The sequence below is a fragment of the Limimaricola hongkongensis DSM 17492 genome (assembly GCF_000600975.2).
GTDB lineage: Bacteria > Pseudomonadota > Alphaproteobacteria > Rhodobacterales > Rhodobacteraceae > Limimaricola > Limimaricola hongkongensis.
Window position 1 is genome coordinate 16,172 of sequence record NZ_CM002676.1, and the last position, 22,440, is coordinate 38,611.

A 22,440-nucleotide genomic window follows, 5' to 3' on the forward strand; every position below is an offset into this window, starting at 1 on the left:
TCAGCCCTCCAGCCCGGCGGTGCGGCGCCGATAGAGCCCCGCGAGCTTGCGCAGCGCCACGGTCGGCGGGATGCTCGCTGCCCGGCGGGCGCGGGTGCCCGGATCGTTCTGCAGCGCGGCGAGCCGCGGCCGCAGGCTGTCGGTGCCAAAGCGCCGCTGCGCGATCTCGCGCGCCTCGATCGCGCGCCGCCGCGTGCCGGTCCTGTCCGACAACATCCGTTCGACCGCCGCCGCCACCTCGGTGGCCGGGCAATACAGCGCCATCGGCCCGAAGGTCGGTTCGAGCCGCGGATCGAGCAGGCAGGGCCGGCCGCTCAGCGCGGCCTCGATCACGGTGCGCCCGAACCCCTCCACCCAGTTGGGGTGGTAGTGATAGGCAAAGATGTCGAGGCTGTGCAGGAAGGCGGACGGGTCCTCGGCGCCGAATTCGACCACCTCCCAGCCGTCGAGCCGGGCGCCGCGGGCCCGAAGGTCTGATTGCGGGCAGCCCAGCACCCGCACGCGCAGCGCGTCCGAGGCGGGCAGGCAGGCGTCGATCTCGGCCGCCGTGGCGGGCCATTTCAGAAGATCCGCCCGGCCATGCCGCCCGATCACCGCGCCCGGCCCGGTCAGGATCTCGGGCCCGCGGGACCAGCGCCCGGTGTCGAAGATGTTGGGCCAGTCCTCTCCGGTCAGGCGGATGAAGGGGGCAAAGCTTTCGAGCTGGCGCCGCACCGTGCCGGAGATCGGGCCGAAGCGGACCGAGAGACCCAGCGCGGCGCGGGCCCGGCGCGCGGTGGTCACGGGATCGTATTCCAGCGACCCGTCGGCCCGGAAGGGCGGGTGATGGGCGACCAGCACGCTTTGGTCGGCGCGCAGCGGCGAGCGGGTCTCGATGCCGCGGAAAAACACCATCGGGTGGTGCAGGAAGGCCAGCCGCGCCTGCGCGGGCTGGCCGGGCGCGAGCAGGTGCACCCCGTCGAGATCGGCCAGTTCCAGCGCCGCCGGGTTCGGCGGATCCTCGTCATCCTCCAGGAACGGAGAGCGCACGAACAACAGCCCGATCCGCGCCCCGAGCCGCGAGAAGGCCGCGACATCGGCGGCCATGGCGGCGGTGGTGCCGCCCTGGAACCGCGCATCGCCGACCACGATGATATCGAAATCCGCCGCGCGCATTCAGCCGGTCCCGCCGCGCCGCAGGCCGCGTTGCAGTCCCTCGCGCAGCAGCCGGCGCGACAGGTCCGCGCTCACCCGGGGCGGTGAGATCAGACAGGCCAGCGCCGCCTTGGGGTCGCGGTTGCGCACCGCGTCGATCATCCGCCGCCAGACCCATTTGCGATGATGTTCGAGAAGATGGGCCCGCAACGCCGCGCGGGTCTCGCGCGAAAGTCCCGGCTGCGAGAGCATCCGCCGGTCGGCGGCCATCAGCGCGGCATGGTCCTGCGTCGCGTGGCGCCCCGACAGCGAATTGGCGCGCACCGTGGCGAGATAGCCGCAAGGATCGGTCAGCCGGAACCGCGCGCCCCTGATCAGCGCGCGGGCATAGAGGTCGTAATCCTCGCCGAGCCGCAGCGGCGCGTAGCGCAGCGCGTGGCGATCGAGAAAACCGCGGCGCATCACCGGCTTGAGAAACCCCATTTCGCGGCGGTCGCCATGGCCGGCGGCGAGGTTGGCGCGGATGAAGGCGGCGGCATCGATGTCGATCGTGCCGATCGCGTGGTCCGAATAAAGCCGTTGGCGCGGCCCGTCGGGATCGGCCTCGTCGACCTTCTCGATGTCGTCGGCGAGAAAATCGAGCCGCGCCGCCTCGGCCTGCCGCACCAGCCGCTCCAGCCGGTCGGGGGCCATCACGTCGTCGGCGTCGAGCACCGCGATCCAGGGGGCGCGGCTGGCCTCGATGGCGCGGTTACGCGCTTCGGCGGGGCCGGGGTTGCGGTCCTGCCCGATGCAGCGCAGCGCAGGGTTGGCGCGGGCGAGCGCCGCGATGCGCCCCCTCGTGCCGTCGGTCGAGGCGTCGTCGACCACCACCACCTCGACCGGCAGGGTCTGCCGCAGCGCCGAAGCGATCGCCCGGTCGATGCTGGCTTCGGCGTTCCAGGCCGCGATCACAACGGTCGCGCGCGGCGTGGCGGGGGCCGCGTCAGTCACGAAGGATCCCGTCCGAGCATTGCGGCGCGTCGACGCCGAAGGGGCGGTAGGACATGCAGTCATAGCTTGCCGCCGCCCTGGTCCAGATCGGCGCTTCGCCAGACCAGTTGCGCTGTGCCTTTCCGCCGGCCCAGATGTTGGCATAGATCTTGCCCGGCGTCTGCGGCAGCGGCCCGTCCGCCTCGGTGACGCGCAGGATCTCCTTGCCGTCGACATACCAGACGATGCGGTCGGGGTGCCATTCGAAGGCATAGAGATGCGGCGCCTCGGCGGCGTCGAAGCCCAGATCGATCCAGCGGCCCGACAGCTTCTGCCCGTCGGCAAAGGCCATCGCCCAGACCTTGGTGGTGTCGCGGCCGAGGAACTCGAAGTCGATCTCGTCATGCGGATCGTCGAACCACGGGCCGGTATAGGTGAAGAACGAGGAGATCACGCCATCGCCGCGCGCCGCCGTCATCACCACCTCGTAGCGGCCGTAATGGGTGCGCTGGCGGCGCTGCACCTCGCTGCCGAGAAAATCCTTGTCATGGCCGTCCGGGGCGGGGCGCAGCTGCAGCACCATGCGGCCATCCTCGGTCGAGACCAGCGCCTTGCGCCACGCGGTGCGAAAGCCCGACGTCTTGATGGCGAAATTCGAAGTGAACCATTGCGGCTGGATGTCGGCGCGGCTGAATTCGCCCGCGTCGAGGATGAAACCGGGCGCCGCCTCATCCGCGGCGGCGGATCCTGCCATCGCCGCCGTGGCGAGGGCCAGATGGACCGCGAAAGCCCTTGATGTACGTAAAAAAATAGACATCGCAAACACCTGACATGGCTGGGCCAATCGTCACCTTCATGGTTAGCTCGGAATCATGATCGAAACAACAGTGATCATCGCCGCCTACCGGGCCGAGGAGACGCTTGGCGCCTGCGTCGAAAGCGTGCTCGGCGCATCGCCATCCGGGGTCGAGATCCTCATCGCCGACGACGCCTCGCCCGACGGCACCGCCGCCGTGGCCGACGCGCTGGCGCAAAGGCATGCGCAGATCCGCGTGCTGCGGCTGGCCGAGAATGGCGGGCCGGGGGCCGCGCGCAACGCCGCGCTGGCGCAGGCGCGCGGCGAATGGGTGGCCGTGCTCGACGCCGATGACCGGTTCTGCCCGGACCGGCTGGCGCGGCTGACGGCGTTTGCCCGCGGCCACGGCGCCGACATCGTCTGCGACGGGCTGGTGCTGGCGGACATGGCGGGGCGGCAGGCCCCGGCCCCGCCGCTGTGCTTCGACGGGGCGCCGGAGGGGCGGCGCTGGACGCTGCCGGATTATCTGCGCGGCAACCAGATGCGCGATGGGCGGATGTCGCTTGGTTATCTCAAGCCTTTGATACGGCGTCGCTTTCTTGTCGAGCACGGGATCGCCTACGATCCGCGCCTGCGCAATGGCGAGGATTTTCACCTTGTTCTGGCGATGCTGATCGCCGGGGCCGACATGCGCTACCTGCCGCAGCCCGGCTACCTCTACACGACGCGCAGCGGCTCGGTGTCGCATAGGCTCGACCCCGACCATGCCCGGCAGCTTCTGATCGCGGATCGCGAGGTGCTGCGCGAACACGCCGCCGTGCTGGGGCCAAGGGGCCGCGCCGAGATGCGCCGCCGCATCCGGCTCAACACCGATCTGGCGGTGGCCGAAGAGGCGATCGGCCTGCTGAAGGCGCGCCGGCCTTTCGCGGCGGGGGGTCGGATCGCGCGGCGTCCGCGCGCGACCGCACGGCTGCTGCGGCAGCTTTCGGCCGCCGCGCGCAAGCGTCTTCCGGGCGCGGGGCCGCCCGGTCCATGACCCGGGCAGGGCCGCTTTGCGAAACGGTCTTGCGGGCGTTTCGAAACAAGACAGTGGCGCGAAACGCCGATTTCTGGCATGACGTAGGGGGAGAGATCCGGGGCGTCACGGACAGCCGGAAGCCCCGGTTCCGCCCATCGGCAAGAGCGGAGGCGAGAGCGTGAAGGGTGTCGCGGAGCGCGAAGGACGGTGGCGCAACACGCGCCGCGGCCCGTGCCGCGCGGCCCGCGCGAGCATCATCAGCAAGGAGAGAATGACCGGGACCGGCCGGGCCTGAGCCGATCCCAAGTGCCGCGACACCACCGGGGGCATGCCGGATCCGGCGTCGCGTTTGACCAGTTCCAGTTTGCGGGAGGCGTGCTCGCCAGATGTCCCAGCTTTCCTATCGTGCCGATATCGACGGCCTGCGCGCGGTGGCCGTGCTGCCGGTCGTGCTGTTTCACCTCGGCGTGCCGGCCATGGCGGGGGGGTTCGTCGGCGTCGACGTCTTCTTCGTGATCTCCGGCTTTCTCATCACCTCGATCATCCGGCGCGAGATCGCTGAGGGGCAATTTTCCATCCTGCGCTTTTACGAACGCCGGGTGCGCCGCATCCTGCCGGCGCTGTTCGTGACCATCGCCGTCACGCTGGCGATCTCCAGCCTGATGCAGGTGCCGAAAGACCTGCTCAACACCGCGCAGAGCGCGGTCGCGGCGACGCTCTTTGCCTCGAATGTGCTGTTCTTTCTTGAATCGGGCTATTTCGACGCCTCCGCCTACAGCAAGCCCTTGCTGCACAGCTGGTCGCTCGCGATCGAAGAGCAGTTCTACATCCTGCTGCCGCTGCTGATGATCGCGGTGTCGCGCCGCCGGTTCGGTGCCACCGGCTGGATCGCCGCGATCACGCTGGCGTCGTTCCTGCTCAGCGCGTTCGCCACCCGCTCCTATCCGAGCGCGGCCTATTATCTCCTGCCCTGGCGCGCCTGGGAGCTGGGGATCGGCGCGCTGCTGGCCTGCGTCACCGGTCCGGCGCTGCACAGCGCGGCCCTGCGCGGGGCGGTCGCGGGGCTGGGCCTCGCGCTGATCCTTGGCGCGGTTCTGCTGATCGACGCGGCCACGCCCTTTCCGGGGGTCGCGGCGCTGGCGCCCGTGGCGGGCACCGCGATGATCATCCATGCCGGACGTTTCGGCCCGAGCCCGGTGTCGCGGCTATTGGGGGCGGCGGGGCCGGTCTGGATCGGCAAGCTCTCCTATTCGCTCTATCTGTGGCACTGGCCGGTGATCGTCTTCTTCGTCTACTGGCGTTTCGACATGCCCGATCCGGTCGAGGGCACGGCGCTTTTCGCGCTGTCGCTGGCGGCCGCGGCGCTCAGCCTGCGCTATGTCGAGCGCCCGTTCCGCAAGCCGGGCGGGCCGGTGCCGGGGCTGCGCCTGTTCGCCGGGGCCGGGGCGACCGCGGCGCTCTTGCTGGCGGTGAGCGGCGGGCTGGTGCTGAGCCGCGGCCTGCCGGGACGGCTGCCGGGCGATTTGCAGCGCATCGCCGCCTTCAGCGAGGATTTCGATCCGCGCAGCGGGCCGTGCTTTTACGTCAAGACCGAGGAGGAAAGCTGGCTCGACCCCTGCATCTATGGCGATGTCACCGCCGGCCCGCCCAAGGTCGCGCTCTGGGGCGACAGCCATGCCCCGGCGCTGGTGCCGGCGCTCGACCAGGCCGGTCACGACGCGGGCGCCTCGGTCGCGCTCTATGCCAAGCAGGGCTGCCCCGGCTTTACCGATTTCCAGGTCTACTGGACCGGCAACGACCATGATTGCAGCCGTTACCTCGACGAGATCATCCCGGCGATCCTCAACGACCCGGGCATCGAGGTCGTGGTGCTGAGCTTTCGCACGCCGATCTATACGCAGGGCTGGCTCGATTACGGGCTGGCCGAACGCGGGCGGCGCAGCATCACCATCGGGTCGCGCGACACGCCGCTGTCGCCGGTCGCGGTCGAGGCGCGGCTGGCGCTTTTCCTCGACCGGCTGGACGGGGCGGTGACGGCGCTTCAGGCCGCGGGCAAGCGGGTCATCCTGGTCTACCCGACCCCCGAAGCGGGCGTGCAGGTCCCGAGCGCGCTGCTGCGGCAGGCGCTGTGGCAGGGCGCCATCGGCGATCTGGCCCTGCCGCGGGACGTCTTCGACGCGCGCACCGCGCACAGCATCGCGGGCTTCGACCGGCTGGCCGAACGCCACGGGCTGACCACGGTGCGGCTCGACCGGGCCTTGTGCGACGAAATGGCGTGCCGGCTGGTGCAGGACGGGATCCCGGTGTTTCGCGACAACAATCACCTGAGCGCCACCGCGGCCCGCAACATGGCGCCGCATTTCCGAACGGTTTTCGAAACGCTGCGCGAGAGGGGCACATGAAGGATCTGGACGACGCCGGGACGCACCCGCCCAAGGACAAGGTGGTGGAGCGGCTTTCGGGGCAGGGCTCGGCCTATGCCAAATACGCGGCCTTCTTCGTCGGCACGACCGCGCCGGGCGCATTCCTGCGCTACGAGGCGGCGATGATGCTGGCGGCGGGCGCGCGCGGGGCCCTGGGCTTCGCGCTGCGGCGGGCGCTGTTTCCGGGGCTGTTCGGCCGGGCCGGGCGCGGCCTGAATGTCGGGCGCGACGTGTCGCTGCGCTGCCCGGGGCGGATGTCGATCGGCGATCACGTCGCCATCGACGATGGCTGCGCGCTCGATGCGCGCGGCGGGTCCGGGCCGGATGATTTCGTGATCGGCGACCGCTGCCTCATTGCGCGCGGCACCAGCCTCGTGCTCAAGCAGGGCTACCTGCGCATCGGCGCCGATTGTTCGATCGGCAGCCAATGCTACCTGAGCGGCGTGTCGGGGATCGAGATCGGCGATCATGCGATCATCGCGGGGCAGTGCTATTTCGGGGGCGGGCGCTACCTGACCACGCTCGGCGCCGGGCCGATGGTCACGCAGGGTCTGACGACCAAGGGCCCGGTGGTGATCGGCGCGGATGTCTGGATCGGCGCCGGGGCGCGGGTGCTCGATGGGGTGCGCGTGGGGCAGGGCGCGATCATCGGGGCGGGCGCCGTCGTGACCTCGGATGTGGCGCCGAACGCGGTGGTCGCGGGCGTGCCGGCGCGAGAGATCGCGCAACGGCGCTGAGCACCCCGGCCCGCCAGGCCCAGACCACCCACCAGCCCAGCACGACGACCAGCCCGACGAGCGTGAGCCGGTCGCGTTGCCCCGTGGCATGCACATGCAGCGCCGTCGCCCGAATGGTGTCGTGATCGACGAAGCGCCCGCGCAGGGAAACGGTGCGCGCGCCGTCGAGCCCATCGGCGATCACGGCCAGCGCGGGGCCGGTGCCGGGCCGGATGATGGCGCCCTGCGCGCCGGTCGCGATCACCTGTCCGCGGTCGATTTCGATGGCGCGGCCGCTGCGCGCGACGTCGCCGCGCAGCGTGGCGACATGGTGAAGATCTTGGGCCGCGGCGCGATCGAGAAAGGCCAGCGGCAGCAGCATGTAGACCGCGCAGAGCCCGGCCGCCGCGACTGCGCGGTCGGGTCGCGGCGCCCGGATGGGCGCGGGCCGGTGCCGCCGCGCCTTCCAGACCGCATGCGCGACATGCACGGCCCCGAGCGCGGTGAGCAGGTGGCCGGTCCAGCCATCGGGCCAGTAGAGGCCGAAATTCAGCAACTCCCACGAGGCGGGGGCGAAGAGCAGGACCCCGTTGGCCCATTTCGTCTCGGTGGCATCGAGCAGAAGATGCAGCACCGCGCCGAGCGCCAGCGTGGCAAAGGTCCGCCCCGGCCACCGCGACAGCAGCGCCAGCGCGCCCGCGGCCAGAAGCGTGACGAACAGGCTGCTCTGGACCACGGCATAGAGCCGCAGGTCGAAGGCCGACAGCCCGGCGATCCGGCCCTCGACGAGCCGTTGCAGGATCCATGGAAGATCGGGCAGGACACAGCCCGCCCAGACCCATTTCAGATCCATCCCCGGGATCGCGGCGCGGGTGAGAAGGGCCTGCACACCGAGATGGGCAAGCGTGTTCGGCACCGGTCTAGGGCCTTTCGTTCGGGGCGCGCGGCGCGGCAAAGCCCCACAGCCGGCTGGCGAGGAAGGTGGCGGCGGGCACCACGAGGATCGCCGTGGCGAGGGCTGCGCCGTCGCCGACCCGGCCCGAGGCCACGAGCGCGGCCAGGGCCAGGTTGTTGACCAGAAAGCCCCCCATCGCGATCACGCCGTAGCGGCGCAGGGCCCGCGCGAAGGGGCCCGCGGCGCGGAAGGTGAAATGGTAATGCCCCAGCAGGCCGAGCCCGAACGCCGCGGCGAACCCCGCCGCGTTCGCCGCCACCGGGGCTACGCCCGCCGCCAGAACGGCCTGCGCCGCGACGAGATGCATCAGCGTCGCCGCCGCCCCCACCAGCCCGAACCGGGCCGCCTTCGCGCCTTCAGACCGCGCGCGCCCGTTTCGAAACATCCCGTCCCTTCCTGTAGACGCCCTGGCACAGGTACAGCGGCCGCTGCTTGGTTTCGACGAACAGCCGCGACACGTATTCGCCGATGATGCCGAGCGAGATCAGCTGGATGCCGCCCAGGAACAGCACCGTCACCATCAGCGAGGCATAGCCCGGCACGTCGCGCCCGAAGATCAGCGTGCGCGCGATGACATAGCCGCCATAGACCAGAGAGAACAGCGCGACCAGCGTGCCCAGATAGGTCCAGACCCGCAGCGGCATGGTGGAAAAGCTGACGATCCCGTCCAGCGCGAAATTCCACAGCTTCCAGAACCCGAACTTGGTGGTTCCGGCGCAGCGTTCGGGCCGGGCATATTCGACCCCGGTCGAGCTGAACCCGACCCAGGCGAACAGCCCCTTCATGAAGCGGCTGCGCTCGGGCAGCTGGGTGACGGCATCGACCACGCTGCGGTCCATCAGGCGGAAATCGCCGACATTCTCGGGGATCTCGGTGCTCGCGAGGCGGTTGAAGAAGCGGTAGAACCACTGCGCCGTCGCGCGCTTGATCCGGCCATCCTTGCTGCGGTCGGCGCGCACCCCGTGCACCACGTCGTAGCCTTCGCGCCAGCGTTCGAGGAATTGCGCGATCAGCTCGGGCGGGTCCTGCAGGTCGGCATCCATCGGCACCACCACGTCGCCGGTGGCGAGATCGAGACCGGCGGTCATGGCGATCTCCTTGCCGAAGTTGCGGCTCAGATCGGCCACCACCACGCGCGGGTCGCCCCGGCTCAGCGCCAACAGCTTGACGAGCGTGTCGTCGCGGCTGCCGTCATTGACGAAGACGAATTCGATCCGGGCCTGCGGCAGCGCCGCGTCGACCGCGGGGATGAAGGCGTCGATCGCCTCGCTTTCGGCATAGCAGGGCACGACCAGCGAGATCAGCGGATCGGCCTTGCGGGGCCGGGCCGGCGGCAGCGGCATCCGTGGCAGGTCCTGCGCCGTCATCCGCCCCGGCTCCATCTGGCATAGTAGCGCCGGCCCTGATCGGCGGGCGCCGCGGCGGTCCTGTCAAAGCCGTCTGCTTCGAGCATCTCGACGATCTCCTTGTAGAGTTGGGCCTTGTCGCTCTCCATGGAGCCGCGCTCGATGGTGTAGAGGAGCAGCACCTGGCTGACGCCGTCGAGCCGCGGCGCGATGTCCGCCGCGGCGGCGCCCCAGCCCTTCGGGTCGCTGTCCAGAAGATAGGCCCCGGTATCGGGCGGCAGGGCATAGGCGGCCTCGAGCGGGGTGCCGCGGCCGCTGCCCATGTCGATCAGCACCAGCGTCTCGCCCGCCGGTCGCGCCGCGACCTGCGCCGCGATGGAGTTGAGATAGGATCCGCCGCGGTTGCGGTTCGCCTCCCAGCCGTAATTGGCCATCGCCGCCTCGGCCGCGACGAGCAGCAGGGCGGGGGCAAGGCGCCACGCCCGGTCGGCGAACAGCGCCCGCCCCAGTTCGAGCGCGCCGCGCCCGGCGAGATAGGCCATGAAGGGGGCGAACATCACGAAATAGCGCAGCGCGTCGAACCAGCGGTCGAGCAGCACCGACATCGCGAGAAACCCCGCCAGCCCGAGCGCCGGCACCACGACCGCGATCAGCGCCAGCCGGTCGCGCCCGGCCCCCATCGAAGGGCGCCGCAGCGCCGCCAGGGCGCCGAGCGCCGCGAGCCCGAGCACCGCGATCCGGCCGATGGTCTGAACCTGGCTCGACACCGCGAAATGGCTGGCCGAAAAGACCTGCCCGGCCATCAGATGCGCCACGCGCCTGAGCCATTCGACCAGACCGGCAAAGCCCTGCATCTGGCCGGGCCGGGCCCCGAGATGATCGAACAGCACCGGCAGCCATGGCAGGAAAAACAGCGTGCAGGCCAGCGGCGCGATCAGCGCGATGGCGCGCCGGCGGCGCAGCCCGTCGAGCAGGTGCCAGCCGAACAGCGCCAGAACCAGCAGCACCGCGAAGTAATGCGTCAGCATCAGCCCCGCGCACAGCCCGCCCAGCAGCGCCTCGCCGCCCAGGCGGCGGCGCCCCGACAGATCCGGCATCACCGCGAGCAGGTGCCACGCGCCGATCGCCAGCGGCAGCAACAGCGCGTAACCGCGCGCGTCCTGCGCCGTGCTGATGGCGGTGAAGGACAGGCCATAGACCAGCATCATCAGCAACGGCGCGGGCGATCCGGTGCGCCGCAGCATGTTCATGTAAAGCCCGGCCGACACCAGCACCAGCACCAGCGACACGCCCCGCACGACCATCAGATCATTGCCGAAGACCAGCGTCGCGGCATGGGCAAGCAGGAAATAGAACGGCGGGTGGATGTCGGTTTCGATGTAATGCCGCAGCAGCCCCGAAACGGTGGTGGTGCCTTCGACATAGGGGCGCAATTCGGCGATCTGCACCGCGCCGGGTTCAAGCCCGCGAAAGGCGGCCCCGGCGAGCGATTGCAGGGTGATCGCCTCGTCGAACCAGATCGACCGGCTCGACACGCCGATGGCATAGAGCAGCGCGATCCCCGAAAACAGGACGGCCAGCATGAAGGTGGAACGCAAGCGACGGGTCATCGGCCGAACACGGCTCCTCGCGGGGAGGCACACAAAACACCCCCCGACGTTAGCACCCAAGATGCGCGTTCGGCAATTCTGCAAATTCGGCGCAGCGGCAGATTGCGGGCGCGCCCGTTTGCGACAAGACTTCGCAAGACGGACCGGCATGTCGGCCGGCGAGGGGAGGGGCGCGATGACAAAGCTGGCGGTGTTCGGCTTCGACGCGGCGGAGGCCGCGCAGATCCGGCGCATCCGCAGCTACATGGCCTGCGGTTTCGCGGTGCGCGGCTTCACCATGCGGCGCCGCAACATGAACGAGACCTTCGAGCCGTTCTGGCCCAACGTGGCGCTCGGCGAGATTTCGAACAACAGCCTCGCGCGCCGGGTCCGGTCGCTGGCCGCGGCGCTGCCGGTGATCGCGCGCCATCGCCACGCGCTGGCGGAGGCCGACGTGATCGTGGCGCGCAATCTCGACATGCTGGCGCTCGCGGCGATGGCCCGCGCGCTGATCCCGGGGCGTCCGGCGCTGATCTACGAATGCCTCGACATCCACGGCATGATGACCCGCACGGGCGCCGGTGGCCGTCTCTTTCGCTGGATCGAGCGGCGGATGCTGCGCCGGGTCGATTGCCTCGTGGTGTCCTCGCCCGCCTTCCTGAGCGCCTATTTCCACCCGGTTCAGGGCTGGCGCGGGCGCAGCGTGCTGCTGGAGAACAAGCTCTGGTACGAAGAGGGCGCCGTGACGCGGCCCGCGCAGGACAGCCGGCCGCCGCGGCCCGACGGGGCGCCGATCCGGCTGGGCTGGGTGGGCACGCTGCGTTGCCCGCAAAGCCTCGCGCTGCTGGCGGAGACGGCGCGGCAGCTCGGTCCGGCGGTGGAGCTGCGGCTGCACGGGGTGGTCCATCGCCACGCGCTTCCGGATTTCGACGCGGTCGTCGCGGCGCATGACAACATCGCCTATCTGGGCCCCTATGATTACCCGGCGGGCCTCGCGCGGGTCTATGCGGATTGCGATCTCGTCTGGTCGCAGGATCTGTGGCAGTGGGACGCCAACTCCACCTGGCTGCTGCCCAACCGCATCTACGAGGCGAGCTTCTTCGGCTGTCCCTCCCTTGCCGTGGCGGGGACGGAAACGGGCGCGCGCGTGGCGCAGGGGCTGGGCTGGACCCTGCCGCGCCCCGATGCCGAAGCGCTCGTGGCGCAGCTGCGCGCGCTCTCCGCCGGGGATCTGCACGCGGCGCGAAAGGCGCTTCTGACACGGCCGGAATCGGCGTTCCGGCTGACCGATGCCGAGGTGCGCGACGCGATCTGCGCGGCGCTGCGCCCGGTGGACACCGATGACGCGCGGCGCGCGCGCGCCTGATCCGACGACCCGGGCGTCAGACCCGCCAATGCGCGAAATCGAGGCCGGAGAGCCGCCGGAACGCGGCCGCATCCTCGGCCAGGCCGGCCGCGACCGCGTCGAGCAACGTCTCGGGCAGGTCGGGCACGTGGCGCTTGGGGCCGATCGACAGCGCGCGCCGCGCGACATCGCGGGCGCGGCGCGAGATCAGCGGGTCGAAACGCCGCATCGCCGGGCTGCGCCACAGCCGCTGCACCGCGCCGGGCATGCGGGCGATCGAGGCGGCATCATTCTGCGCCGACATGAGCGGCACCCGGTGCCGCGCGATTCCGATATGATCGGTCACGCGGTCCATCAGACCTTGCGGATCGCAGCGCAGCTCGTCGAAATCGAGAATCAGCAGCTGCGCGCGGTCGAAGCGTTCGAGAAAGGGCTGAAGCTGCCAGGCATAGCGGCTCGTGGCGAGGATCTCGCGCCCTTCGGTGGTGTCGAGCAGCCCCTCGGGCGCGAGCCGGGCATGGCCCAGGAGCCACAGATGACGGTATTGCGACACGAAGCGGTCGACCGGATCGCGGGCGATGAAGATCAGCCGCGCTTCGGGCGCGGCCTCCACCAGATTGCCGGCGACGCCGGTGAAGATCTCGCGCATCGTGTAATTCGGCGAAGCCTCGCCATAGACGTCGAAACCGGGGGCGAACTGCGCGCGGTACCAGTCCGGGCCGAGGCGGAAATTCTTGTTGCGGATGAAGTAGTCGGTTTCCTTCATCCGCGACATCCCGACCTGCGGATGCTCGTGCAGATAGCGGTAGAGCGTGGTGGTACCGGCCTTCATCGCGCCGAGCACCACGAAGTCGGGCAAGGGGCGCGCGGCGACGGTCATTCATGCTCCCCGAGCACGAGCGGGAGCAGCGCCGGTTCGCGGCGTTCGGTCAGGGCGGGCCATGTCGCGCCCGCCGGGCGCCAGCTCGCGGCGCCGATCCGCGCAAAGCCCGCCACGAGCCGGAGCACCATCTGCGCATCCCGCGCCCGAACCGCGTGGCGCAGGCGCCAGACCAGCCCGCGCAGCAGGCCGCGCGCGATCGCCGCGCCCGCCGGACCCTGCCGTCCGAGCCGCGCCAGCCGCGCGCGGATCGGCGGGGCGAGCGCCTCGGCGCAGCCATGTTTCCCGGCCATCGCGCGCAGGCAGATCGCCCGCTCGGTGCGCGACAGCGCCGTGTCGGGCAGGATCGCGGCTGCCTGCGCGAAATCCTCAAGCGCGCTGTCCCAGTCGGTGCGCCGCGCATAGACGCAGCCGCGCTGCAAGAGCGCCGCGCGACGCCGCGCGCCCGGCGCGGCGCCGCCATACATCGCCTCGTAGAGCGCGAGCGGCAGGCTCTGGCGGAACGGGGCGAAAACCGCCCGGTCGGCCGCCTTCCACACCTCGTCGGAGCGCGCCGCGGCGTGCCGCGCGGCGGCCGGGCCGCGATCGCCGTCATGCTTGCGCTGCAAGAAGACCGGCTTTTCGGTGACATGAACCGGGTAGCGGGCGGCGAGCCGGACGATCATGTCGTAATCGATCGAACGCGAAAGATCCTCGCGGAACGGGCCGACCTCGGCATAGCAGCCGCGCCGCGCCAGCGTGGCGTTCTGGAACAGGAAGATGTCCTCGAGCAGGTGGCGTAGCACCGATCCCTGCCGCAGGTCGGGCCAGTAGCCCGGCCCGGATTCGATCCGCTGGCCCCCTTCGGTGCGAAACCTTCGGTAGCTGGCCGCCGAAACGCCGATCCCGGCGCACCGGTCCAGCGGCTCGGCCAGCATTTCGGCGGCCCGCGGCAACGCGATGTCGTCGTCGTCGCAGATCCAGACGTAATCGCCGCGCGCCCGCGCCATGGCGGCGTTCAGGGCGCGGGACTTGCCGCCATTGGCGCCGTGGAAATAGCGCACCGGCCCGGCGCGCGCGCGGGCCACGGATTCGGTCGCGTCGGTGGAGCCGTCATCCCAGACGATGATCTCGGCCACCGGGCGCGATTGCGCCAACAGCGCGTCCAGCGCTTCGCCAAGCAGCGCCGCGCGGTTGTAGGTCGGTACGATGGCCGTGATCGTGGCTGGCATGGGGCCTGTCGGGTCCGCGCTTTTCCTTGACGCAACGGCGTCTGATGGTCTTCACTTTGGACTAGAGCGCAATAAGAGGCGGATTTCCAGCACCTACACGCACTATGTAGCAAAGTGATTGCAGGGTTTATGTTACCTATTTTTCGTTTCATGAGTGTCGTTGCGGCAGTTTTCCTGATCGGCGGCGCCGCGCGCGCCGAGACGCAGCCGCCCGCCTACAGGCTCGGCCCGACCGAGCAGATCGGTCTGCGGGCGGTGGTCTGGGACAGCACGCAGGCCGCCTTCGTCGAGCTTGAGGCGATGCGCGGCTCCTATTCCATCGCGGCGGATGGCCGGGTGATGCTGCCGATCGTCGGCCCGCTCGACGCCGGGGGCACCACCATCGACGATCTCGCCGCGCGGGTCTCGCGCGCCCTGCAGGAGCGCACCGGTCTGAACGAGGCGCCCAGCGTCGCCATCGAGATCCTGCGCCATCGGCCGGTCTTCATCCTTGGCGAGGTGGCGCAGCCGGGGCAGTACGAATACCGGCCCGGCCTGCGCGCGATCCAGCTTCTGTCGATGGCGGGCGGCTATTTCCGCGCGCCGGAGGAGCGCGCCGGGGGCCGGGTCTCCGAAGCGATCCGGCTCGGCGGTGAATTGCGGGCCTTGCGGGCGCAGCTTGCCGGGGTGCGCATCCGCGAGGCGCGGCTGGCAGCCGAGGCCGAGGGCGACGCCGAGAGCGGCGGCGCGGCCCGGTTCGCGCTGCCGCAGGATATCGGCCACCCCGAAGGCGCCGCCGCGGTCGACCAGATCTATGCCCGCGAGCTGAGCCTCATGCAGGCGCGGCAGGACGCGTTCGAGCGGTCGATCGCCTCGCTCGAATCCTCCCGCGCGTTGCTCGAAAGCGAAACGCGCGTGCTGACCGAAAAGCGCGGCGGCATCCAGCGCCAGATCGAGCTGATGTCCGAATCCGTGGGCAACATAGAGGATCTGGCCGAGCGCGGGCTGGTGCGTTCGCCGAGCCTCGTGAACATGCAGCAGGCGCTGATCGACCTGCAGGCCCGCGATCTCGACGCCGAAACCCAGCTGTTCCGCGCCGCCCAGACGATCGGCGAGATGGAGCGCGACCTGAACGACATCCGGCAGCGCCGCGCCACCGAGGTGCTGGCCGCGCTGCAGGCCGACCAGGCGACGATCGTGCAGCTCGACCTGCGCCGCGAGATGCTCGGGCGGCTGCTGCACGAAACCCGTGCCGAGATGGCGCAGGCCGATGCCGATACCGGCGTCGCCTATGCGCCGGTGTTCAGGATCACGCGCGAGACGGACGGGCAGCCGGTGACCGAGATCGGCGGTCCGCAAAGCCTGCTGACGCCGCTCGACGTGCTGGAGATCGAATGGGTCGAGGTCGCGCCGGATGGGGTGGGGACCGTCACGAATTGAGAGCCGCGGCGGCGCGTCCCAGGATGGTCGGGCAAGATAAACCTGTCTCGAAAGGGGCAACTCTGCTAGCGTCAGGCATGTTTCCGCGGGCTGCCGGTATCGTCGGGAAAGGTTGTTTTCATGGTGAACGAGTACAAGATCGGCGCTGGCGCTGTGCCATCCGGGGGCCGGGTTCCCGATCTTTCGGTGGTCGTGCCGATCTACAACGAGGAAGACAACGTCGTGCTGCTGCACGAGGCGATCGTCGGCGCGCTCGACCCGTCGGGCCGCGATTTCGAGATCCTGTTCGTCGATGATGGCAGCCGCGACGCGTCGATCGCCCGGGCCAGCGAGATCGCGGCGCGCGATCCGCGGCTCGCCATCGTGCAGTTCCAGCGCAATTACGGCCAGACCGCCGCGATGCGGGCCGGGATCGCCTTTGCCCGCGGCCGTTATATCGTGACCATGGACGGCGATCTTCAAAACGATCCCGCCGACATCCCGATGATGCTCGCCAAGCTCGACGAGGGCTTCGACCTGGTGGTCGGCTGGCGGGTCAACCGGCAGGACAAGTTCCTGTCGCGCAAGGTGCCCTCGAGGATGGCCAACTGGCTGATCGGCAAGGTGACGGGCCTGCCGATCCGCGACAATGGCTGTTCGCTCAAGGTGTACCGCGCAGAGGTCATCCAGAACGTGCCGCTCTATTCGGACATGCACCGCTTCATCCCGGCCATGACCATCCCCGTCGGCGCCCGGATCGCCGAGGTCGGGGTGCATCACCGGGCGCGCCAGTTCGGGGAATCGAAATACGGGCTGTCGCGGATCTTCAAGGTGCTGCTCGATCTGCTGGTCATCAAGGCGCTGCTTTTGTTCGCCCGCCGCCCGCTGTCGAGCTTCACCAAGCTCGGGGCGCTGCTGGCGCTGCTGGCGCCGATCTCGGCGCTGGCGATCGGCGCGGATGCGGCCGGATCGCAGGTGGTGGCGATGACCGTGTCGGGCCTGCTCGCCACGCTGGCGGTCTTTCTCTTCCTGTGCGGCCCGATCGCGACGCTGGCGTTCCGGCCGGCCGATGCCGACGGGACGATGCAGGACATCGAACGCGACCTGACAGAAGACGACGGGAGGGACCATGAACGTGACGTTGCCTGAGATTGCCCCGCAAGAGCGCGCCGCGCTTCAGCTTTCCGTGCTGGTGTCGGTCGAGGGCGCCCCCGACCTGCCGGGCACGCTCGAAATGTACCGCCCCGTCTTGAGCGACCTGAAGATGAGCTACGAGGTGCTCTGCGTGGTCGACGCGCGCGACGAGCAGATGATGACGCAGCTGGCCGCGCTGGAACGGCGCTGGCCCGAGCTGACCATCCTCGGCCAGCGGCCCTGGCTCGACGAGGATGCGGGGCTTCTGGCGGCGGTCAAGCGGTCGCGCGGCGACCGGGTGCTGACGCTCGCCGGATGGCCCGAGGTGGCGCCCGCCGACATCGCCGCGCTGGTCGGCGCGCTCGATCACTGCGACATGGCGGTGGCCGCGCGGCGCGGGCGGGCGGGGTCGATGCGCCAGTCGGCGCTGCGCGCGATGCTGCGGACGCTGTTCGGGCGTTCGGTGTCGGACCTGTTCTGCCGCACCCGCGCCGCGCGCCGCCCCGCGCTCGCCGAGGCCAGCGCCTTTGGCGTGCGGCAGCATTTCCTGCCGGCGATCGGGTCCGAGCTGGGCTACACCGTGACCGAGATCGATGTCGATCAGCCGCCGGCGGACGCCCGCGGCGCAAAGTTCGTGTTCAAACCGCTCGGCCATCTGCGCGCCCTGTTCGACGCGCTGACGCTGTTCATGGTGCTGAAGTTCCTGCGCCGGCCGCTGCGGTTCTTCGGCGCGGTGGGCCTGCCGGTCTTTCTGCTCGGGATGGTGATCACCACGGTCTATCTGGTGCTGCGGATCTTTGCGGATGTGCCGCTGGCCGACCGGCCGGGGCTCATCTTCGCGGTGCTGATGGTGGTGCTCGGCCTGCAGGTCATCGCGCTTGGCCTGATCGGGGAAATCATCATCTATGCCCATAGCCGCCGCCTGACCCAGTATTCGGTCAAATCGGTGATCCGCAAGGAACCGGCGCGCTGAGCACGGGCCAGCCCCTTGCAAGTGTTGCCGAAAGGGAAACGGCGCACGGTTCGCGCGATGATCGTGTCGCGGATGCGCCAATGGCCCGCCTTGATGTCACGACCCGGTGTCCGGGTCTCAGAAAAGGCTGGTCTGATCTTCGCGGCTCGGCGCAGACTGGTCGTCAGCAGCCCGGCGCCGCAGGCGGCGTGCCGGGCGCGCCGGGGCGTGAACTCAATCGCCTATCCCCGGGGGCAGGTGTGGGTTGCGTGACATGAACGAGACGGTAGGCAGCGTTTTCCAGCGAAACTGGGGCAAGCGGAACGGCGACGGCGATGGGGGCGGCGAGCTGGTCGTCAATTTCACCGAGTTCTTCCGCATCCTGCGCCGCGGTCTGTGGATCATCGCGGCGTGCTTTCTGGTCGGCGGCTTCGTCAGCTATGTCATGGTCAAGCGCGTCCCGCCGACCTACACCGCCGCATCGCAGATCCTGCTGGGCAAGCAGAGCCAGGCCGACAACCTGCTGGGCGACCTGTTCGAGGGGCTGGCGCTCGATGGCAGCCAGATCCCGGGGCAGATCGCGCTGATGCAGTCGGGCCGGCTGCTGAGCCGGGTCGCCGAGCAGCTGGAGCTCGACACCCGGCCCGAATTCAATGCCGCGCTGCGGCCGGATGACGGCGAGAGCGTCCCGCTGACCGTCAGGGCCAAGAGGCTGGTTTCGCGCGCCACCGAACGGGTGATGGCGGCGCTGGGGCGGCCCGCCCAGCAGGCCGCGACGGGGGCCGCGACCGAAGGGGCGGATGCGGACAGCCCGCTCCTGCGCGCGGCCCGGGCCGAGCGGCAATCGCTGGGCGAGCAGGCCGATTACGTGGCCGGGCTCAGCTCGGGCCTGCGGGTGCGGCAGGTCGGCAACACCGCGCTGGTCGACATCTACTTCGTCTCGCCGGACCCGACCATCGCCGCCGCCGTGGTCAACAGCGTGGCCGACCAGTACATCGCCTTTCAGCTCGAGGAAAAGCTGCGCGGCACGCGCCGGATCACCGAAGGCCTGAACGAGCGGATCGCCAGCCTGCGGCTTCAGGTCGAGGCCGCCGAGGGCACGGTGGTCGAGTTCCGCGACCGGATGCTGGGCAGCAATTCCGGCGGGACCGAGCGGTTCGAGCAGCAGATCCGCGAGCTGTCGAGCCGTCTGGTCCAGGTCAACGCCGCGCAGGCCGAGATCGACGGCAGCCTGCGCGAAATCGACCGGCTGATCGAGGATCAGGGCCTCCTGGCCGTGATCGGCGTGCTGGAATCCGACCTGCTCGGCCAGCTCGAAGCCGAACGCGCGGCGCTGCAGATGCGCATGGCGCGCCTCGAGGAGCGGTTCGAAGCCGGCAGCCCGCGCATCGCCGAGGCCGCCGACGACGTCGCGCGGGTCGAGCAGGCGCTGGGTCAGGAAATCATGCGCCTGCGCGACCTTCTGGCCAACGAGGCCGCCGTGGCGGCGGCCAAGGCAGGCTCCATTCGCGACCAGCTGCGCAATCTCGAACAGCGGTTCCTGACCCTGTCGCAACAGCAGATCCGGCTGGGCCAGCTCGAACGCGAGGCCGAGGCAAGCCGGCTCGTCTACGAATCCTTCCTGTCCACCTTCACCCAGACCAGCGAGATCGGCAGCCTGCAGGAGGCCGATGCCCGCGTCGTGTCCTATGCGCAGCCGCCGCGGGCGCCGAGCGCGCCCAACAAGAAGGTGGCGGTGTTTCTCGGGCTCGTGGCCGGGCTGTTCGCCGGGCTGGCGCTGGTGTTCCTGCGCGCCTTCCTCGACCGCTCGATCGACAGCCCCGAAAAGCTGCGGCGCCTGCTCGGAGACGTGCCCGTCGTCGCCTCCCTGCCGAGCCTGCGGCGTTTTTTCCGCCGCGTCGACCCGGTCAGCGTCGTCAACGAAAAGGGCAGCCTCGCGCTGGCCGAAGGGGTGCGGACCCTGCGCAACACGCTGATGCTGCGGCGCACCGAGCCGGGTTGGAAGGTGGCGGTGATCTCGGCCCAGAAGAACGAGGGCAAGACCACGACATCGCTGCTGCTGGCCCATGCGGCGGTGCGCGCGGGCAAGAGCTGCATCGTGGTCGAAACCGACCTGCGCAAAAGCTCGATCGCGAAGGTGCTGGACCTGCCGACCTCGCCCGACATCGTCGACGTGCTGCTGCGGCGCGTCCCGCTCAAGGAGGCGCTGCGCAAGGACCCCAAGACCGGCGCGCATGTGCTGTCGGCCCAGCCCGACATCGCCGATCCCGCGGGGCTGCTGCTGTCGGATCGCATGACCGAGATGGTGCACGAGCTCGAGCAGCTCTTCGACCTGATCATCTTCGACACCTCGCCGCTGGTGCTGGTCAGCGACGCGCTGCCGGTGGCCCGGCTTTGCGACGACGTGGTGCTGACCGTGCGCTGGAAGCGCAGCGATACCAACGATCTGCGGGACTGCCTGTCGATGCTGCGGGTGGCGGGCGTGCCGATCACCTGCGCGGTCATGACGATGACCCGCGAACGCGAGGCGCCGCGATACTACTACCGCGAAGGCTCGGAGGCCGCGCCGTAATGCTCGGCTTCGGGCAGGGCGATGCACCCGGCGCAGACCCCGGCATGCATCGCCCCGCGCAGCGACCAGTAGTTGCGCCGTTCGCGGTGCGCGACGCAGGCCAGCGCCATGCCGCCGCACAGCAATGTCTTGGCCATCGCCTTGCCGCCAAGCGCCAGCCGGCTTGAAAGGGTCGGCGCCGAGCTGACATAGCTCTGCCCCATCCGGAACCGGCGCCGGCGCAGCCAATCGAAGCTCAGCCGGTTCTCGGGCACCGCTTCGCGCACGATCGCCGCGTCGCAGATCTCGAACCGCGCCCCGGCGCGGCCCAGCCGAAAGAAGAACTCGGTGTCCTCGCCGCCCGAACGCCCGCGCGCGATGTCGAAGCGTTCGGCCTGCCACGGCGTGTTGCGCCAGCGCAGCAGCGCGTTGCCGGTCAGCCCGGTCTCCACCCGGCCCCGGCGGCGCTGCGGCCGGCTCGAATGGTAATCGCGCGCCCGGATCCAGCCGGGCGTGCCGGGCGGGTAATCGGCCAGAACCGGCCCGAACACCCCGTCCACCTGCGCGCGCTCGGCGGTTTCGAGCAACGCCACCAGCCAGCCCGGCTCGACATATTCGTCATCGTCGAGCAGCGCGATCCAATCCGCATCCGCCGCGTCCAGACAGGCGTTGCGGGCGATGGAGATGTTGCGGCGGGGGGCATGGACATAGCTGACCGGGAACGGATGCCCGGCGGCCGCCGTCTCGACCACCTCGCGGGCGCTGGGGGTGTCGTCATTGTCCACCACGACGATCCGCAGCCGCGTGTCGGGCGGCGGCGTGCAGGCGGCGACGGAAGCGAGCGTCCGCGTCACGTCGGGCCGGCGAAAGGTGCAAATCAGAATGTCGACGCTGCGCTTGGTCACCGGCGTCCTCCTCTTAGCAATTGCCAAAAGACCCCCGCGCCCCAGCCGTTATGGATCAGCGCGAGCGCCAAACCGGCCCAGATCCCGCACGCCGAACCCAGGCGCAGCATGGCCGTCACCGACACGGCCACGAGCAGCGCGAGATAAAGCGCGGGGAGGGCGAGAAACGCGGGCGCGACCGGCGCGAGCGCCACGCACAGCGCCAGTGCCGCGAGGTTCGCCGCCGGCAAAACCTGGCGAAACCGCGGCCGCAGCCGGTGCTTGCGCAGCGTCCGGGCCCGGCCACGGCCATAATTCCAGTACTGGCGCAGCAAGGCGCGCGGCGTCGGCCGCATGCGGTACCCGACCCGGATGCCCGCATCGAGCCAGATCTTTCCGCCCGACAGGCCCAGCCGGTGATCGAGCTCGGCATCCTCGTTGTGGCTGAAGCTTTCGTCATAGCCGCCGACGCCGCGAAACGCGTCGATCCGAAACCCGGCATGATGCCCGTGATCGACCCACATCGACCGCTGCCCGCCGCGATGCGCCGACCCCCCGGAGCCGAGCCGCGTGTCCACCACCCAGGCCGCCGCGCGCTGAAAGCAGGTCGCACCGGTGGCGTCCATCGGCGTCGCGAGGGCGACGGCGTCGGGCCGCGCGGCCAGCGCGGCGACGACGGCGCGGACATAGCCGGGCGGGTAGGTCGCATGCGCGTCGCAGCGCACAAGGAACCGGGTGCGCGGCGTGGCCAGCCGGGCCACGGCGTTGATCGCGGCCGATTGCAACCGGCCGGGATTGTCGATCAGGCGAAGCGTCGGCCAGCGCCGCCCCAGACGGGTGACGATCGAGACGGTGGCATCGGTGCTGCCGCCATCGGCCACCACCAGGGCCACGTCGCGCATCCACGGATCCGAAAACAGCGAGGCCAGGCAGTCATCGACATGATCCGCCTCGTTCAGCGTCGGCACCGCGACGAGGACGGTCTCGGGGTCGGGCGCGGGGGGCGGGCCGACAGCGTCGGCTTCCCGCCATGACGGATCCATCCTGCCCATGAACCAACCTCGTTCCACACATGTCAAACCACGCGGTCAGGATGGCACGGTACGGCGCCAAAGTCATCGCCTTGCTGAGAGCGC

At 70.1% G+C, this 22,440-nt stretch carries 19 protein-coding genes; 8 read left to right on the forward strand and 11 right to left on the reverse strand.

Annotation, left to right across the window (positions count from 1 at the left end; all coding sequences use genetic code 11):
- Genes LOKHON_RS00485 through LOKHON_RS00495 form a run of 3 tightly spaced genes read right to left on the reverse strand, consistent with a single transcriptional unit; the run spans position 1 to position 2,860 of the window.
- The gene (locus LOKHON_RS00485) at positions 1-1,155 is read right to left on the reverse strand and encodes a glycosyltransferase (protein ID WP_017929740.1); all 1,155 of its coding nucleotides are present in this window, start codon (positions 1,153-1,155) and stop codon (positions 1-3) included.
- Positions 1,156-2,127: a glycosyltransferase family 2 protein gene (locus tag LOKHON_RS00490; RefSeq protein WP_051585556.1), complete on the reverse strand. Its 972-nt coding sequence runs from the start codon at positions 2,125-2,127 to the stop codon at positions 1,156-1,158.
- Positions 2,120-2,860, reverse strand: coding sequence for a family 16 glycosylhydrolase (locus tag LOKHON_RS00495; protein ID WP_017929742.1), 741 nt, complete (start codon positions 2,858-2,860; stop codon positions 2,120-2,122). Before LOKHON_RS00495 ends, LOKHON_RS00490 begins: the two co-directional genes overlap by 8 nt.
- 118 nt (positions 2,861-2,978) lie before the next feature.
- On the opposite strand from LOKHON_RS00495, the gene LOKHON_RS00500 reads away from it, so the two are divergent.
- From LOKHON_RS00500 to LOKHON_RS16545, 3 genes are all read left to right on the forward strand, one after another.
- Positions 2,979-3,938, forward strand: coding sequence for a glycosyltransferase family 2 protein (locus LOKHON_RS00500; protein ID WP_081610636.1), 960 nt, complete (start codon positions 2,979-2,981; stop codon positions 3,936-3,938).
- Between the two features lie 368 nt (positions 3,939-4,306).
- A complete protein-coding gene (locus LOKHON_RS00505; RefSeq protein ID WP_017929744.1) occupies positions 4,307-6,322 on the forward strand; it encodes an acyltransferase family protein in 2,016 nt (671 codons plus the stop codon).
- The gene (locus tag LOKHON_RS16545; RefSeq protein ID WP_017929745.1) at positions 6,319-7,080 is read left to right on the forward strand and encodes an acyltransferase; all 762 of its coding nucleotides are present in this window, start codon (positions 6,319-6,321) and stop codon (positions 7,078-7,080) included. Before LOKHON_RS00505 ends, LOKHON_RS16545 begins: the two co-directional genes overlap by 4 nt.
- Here LOKHON_RS16545 and LOKHON_RS16550 read toward each other — a convergent pair.
- Genes LOKHON_RS16550 through LOKHON_RS00530 form a run of 4 tightly spaced genes read right to left on the reverse strand, consistent with a single transcriptional unit; the run spans position 6,989 to position 10,970 of the window.
- On the reverse strand, positions 6,989-7,975 hold the full coding sequence (locus LOKHON_RS16550; protein ID WP_017929746.1) for a hypothetical protein: 987 nt from the start codon (positions 7,973-7,975) through the stop codon (positions 6,989-6,991). The two genes, LOKHON_RS16545 and LOKHON_RS16550, sit on opposite strands and share 92 nt — an antisense overlap.
- Positions 7,976-7,979: 4 nt before the next feature.
- Entirely contained in the window at positions 7,980-8,399 is a 420-nt protein-coding gene (locus tag LOKHON_RS00520; RefSeq protein WP_017929747.1) for a GtrA family protein, read from the reverse strand.
- Complete coding sequence (locus LOKHON_RS00525) at positions 8,371-9,381, reverse strand: glycosyltransferase family 2 protein (RefSeq protein ID WP_248606222.1); 1,011 nt, start codon at positions 9,379-9,381, stop codon at positions 8,371-8,373. The genes LOKHON_RS00520 and LOKHON_RS00525 overlap by 29 nt, the downstream gene beginning before the upstream one ends.
- On the reverse strand, positions 9,378-10,970 hold the full coding sequence (locus tag LOKHON_RS00530; RefSeq protein ID WP_017929749.1) for a glycosyltransferase family 39 protein: 1,593 nt from the start codon (positions 10,968-10,970) through the stop codon (positions 9,378-9,380). Before LOKHON_RS00530 ends, LOKHON_RS00525 begins: the two co-directional genes overlap by 4 nt.
- Before the next feature lie 175 nt (positions 10,971-11,145).
- Here LOKHON_RS00530 and LOKHON_RS00535 point away from each other — a divergent pair, with 175 nt between their 5' ends.
- The gene (locus tag LOKHON_RS00535) at positions 11,146-12,315 is read left to right on the forward strand and encodes a glycosyltransferase (RefSeq protein ID WP_110549302.1); all 1,170 of its coding nucleotides are present in this window, start codon (positions 11,146-11,148) and stop codon (positions 12,313-12,315) included.
- A 16-nt stretch (positions 12,316-12,331) separates the two neighbouring features.
- On the opposite strand, the gene LOKHON_RS00540 is transcribed toward LOKHON_RS00535, so the two are convergent.
- Together LOKHON_RS00540 and LOKHON_RS00545 are read right to left on the reverse strand one after the other, a co-directional pair.
- Positions 12,332-13,174, reverse strand: a complete 843-nt coding sequence (locus tag LOKHON_RS00540) for a sulfotransferase family protein (RefSeq protein ID WP_017929751.1) — start codon at positions 13,172-13,174, stop codon at positions 12,332-12,334.
- On the reverse strand, positions 13,171-14,385 hold the full coding sequence (locus LOKHON_RS00545; RefSeq protein WP_017929752.1) for a glycosyltransferase family 2 protein: 1,215 nt from the start codon (positions 14,383-14,385) through the stop codon (positions 13,171-13,173). Before LOKHON_RS00545 ends, LOKHON_RS00540 begins: the two co-directional genes overlap by 4 nt.
- A 150-nt stretch (positions 14,386-14,535) precedes the next feature.
- On the opposite strand from LOKHON_RS00545, the gene LOKHON_RS00550 reads away from it, so the two are divergent.
- The 4 genes from LOKHON_RS00550 (at position 14,536) to LOKHON_RS00565 (ending at position 20,441) form a co-directional block, all read left to right on the forward strand.
- Positions 14,536-15,804 carry a polysaccharide biosynthesis/export family protein gene (locus LOKHON_RS00550; protein WP_017929753.1) on the forward strand — a complete coding sequence of 423 codons (1,269 nt, stop codon included), beginning with the start codon at positions 14,536-14,538 and terminating at the stop codon, positions 15,802-15,804.
- A 120-nt stretch (positions 15,805-15,924) separates the two neighbouring features.
- On the forward strand, positions 15,925-16,932 hold the full coding sequence (locus tag LOKHON_RS00555) for a glycosyltransferase family 2 protein (RefSeq protein ID WP_017929754.1): 1,008 nt from the start codon (positions 15,925-15,927) through the stop codon (positions 16,930-16,932).
- Positions 16,913-17,890, forward strand: coding sequence for a hypothetical protein (locus LOKHON_RS00560; protein ID WP_017929755.1), 978 nt, complete (start codon positions 16,913-16,915; stop codon positions 17,888-17,890). Before LOKHON_RS00555 ends, LOKHON_RS00560 begins: the two co-directional genes overlap by 20 nt.
- 253 nt (positions 17,891-18,143) lie before the next feature.
- Positions 18,144-20,441, forward strand: coding sequence for a GumC family protein (locus tag LOKHON_RS00565; RefSeq protein ID WP_017929756.1), 2,298 nt, complete (start codon positions 18,144-18,146; stop codon positions 20,439-20,441).
- Here the strand turns inward: LOKHON_RS00565 and LOKHON_RS00570 are convergent.
- Together LOKHON_RS00570 and LOKHON_RS00575 are read right to left on the reverse strand one after the other, a co-directional pair.
- On the reverse strand, positions 20,411-21,325 hold the full coding sequence (locus LOKHON_RS00570) for a glycosyltransferase family 2 protein (RefSeq protein ID WP_017929757.1): 915 nt from the start codon (positions 21,323-21,325) through the stop codon (positions 20,411-20,413). The genes LOKHON_RS00565 and LOKHON_RS00570 overlap by 31 nt on opposite strands.
- Positions 21,322-22,356, reverse strand: coding sequence for a glycosyltransferase family 2 protein (locus tag LOKHON_RS00575; RefSeq protein ID WP_017929758.1), 1,035 nt, complete (start codon positions 22,354-22,356; stop codon positions 21,322-21,324). Before LOKHON_RS00575 ends, LOKHON_RS00570 begins: the two co-directional genes overlap by 4 nt.
- Between the last annotated feature and the right edge of the window lie 84 nt (positions 22,357-22,440).

Bases quoted from the DNA above. Each gene is read 5' to 3' on its own strand.
- LOKHON_RS00525 (WP_248606222.1), bottom strand. From the start codon at position 9,381: ATGACGGCGCAGGACCTGCCACGGATGCCGCTGCCGCCGGCCCGGCCC.
- LOKHON_RS00545 (WP_017929752.1), bottom strand. From the start codon at position 14,385: ATGCCAGCCACGATCACGGCCATCGTACCGACCTACAACCGCGCGGCG.
- LOKHON_RS00495 (WP_017929742.1), bottom strand. From the start codon at position 2,860: ATGGCAGGATCCGCCGCCGCGGATGAGGCGGCGCCCGGTTTCATCCTC.
- LOKHON_RS00560 (WP_017929755.1), top strand. From the start codon at position 16,913: ATGAACGTGACGTTGCCTGAGATTGCCCCGCAAGAGCGCGCCGCGCTT.
- LOKHON_RS00565 (WP_017929756.1), top strand. From the start codon at position 18,144: ATGAACGAGACGGTAGGCAGCGTTTTCCAGCGAAACTGGGGCAAGCGG.
- LOKHON_RS00540 (WP_017929751.1), bottom strand. From the start codon at position 13,174: ATGACCGTCGCCGCGCGCCCCTTGCCCGACTTCGTGGTGCTCGGCGCG.
- LOKHON_RS00555 (WP_017929754.1), top strand. From the start codon at position 15,925: ATGGTGAACGAGTACAAGATCGGCGCTGGCGCTGTGCCATCCGGGGGC.
- LOKHON_RS00500 (WP_081610636.1), top strand. From the start codon at position 2,979: ATGATCGAAACAACAGTGATCATCGCCGCCTACCGGGCCGAGGAGACG.
- LOKHON_RS16545 (WP_017929745.1), top strand. From the start codon at position 6,319: ATGAAGGATCTGGACGACGCCGGGACGCACCCGCCCAAGGACAAGGTG.
- LOKHON_RS00575 (WP_017929758.1), bottom strand. From the start codon at position 22,356: ATGGGCAGGATGGATCCGTCATGGCGGGAAGCCGACGCTGTCGGCCCG.
- LOKHON_RS00550 (WP_017929753.1), top strand. From the start codon at position 14,536: ATGAGTGTCGTTGCGGCAGTTTTCCTGATCGGCGGCGCCGCGCGCGCC.
- LOKHON_RS00530 (WP_017929749.1), bottom strand. From the start codon at position 10,970: ATGACCCGTCGCTTGCGTTCCACCTTCATGCTGGCCGTCCTGTTTTCG.
- LOKHON_RS00485 (WP_017929740.1), bottom strand. From the start codon at position 1,155: ATGCGCGCGGCGGATTTCGATATCATCGTGGTCGGCGATGCGCGGTTC.
- LOKHON_RS00505 (WP_017929744.1), top strand. From the start codon at position 4,307: ATGTCCCAGCTTTCCTATCGTGCCGATATCGACGGCCTGCGCGCGGTG.
- LOKHON_RS00535 (WP_110549302.1), top strand. From the start codon at position 11,146: ATGACAAAGCTGGCGGTGTTCGGCTTCGACGCGGCGGAGGCCGCGCAG.
- LOKHON_RS00520 (WP_017929747.1), bottom strand. From the start codon at position 8,399: ATGTTTCGAAACGGGCGCGCGCGGTCTGAAGGCGCGAAGGCGGCCCGG.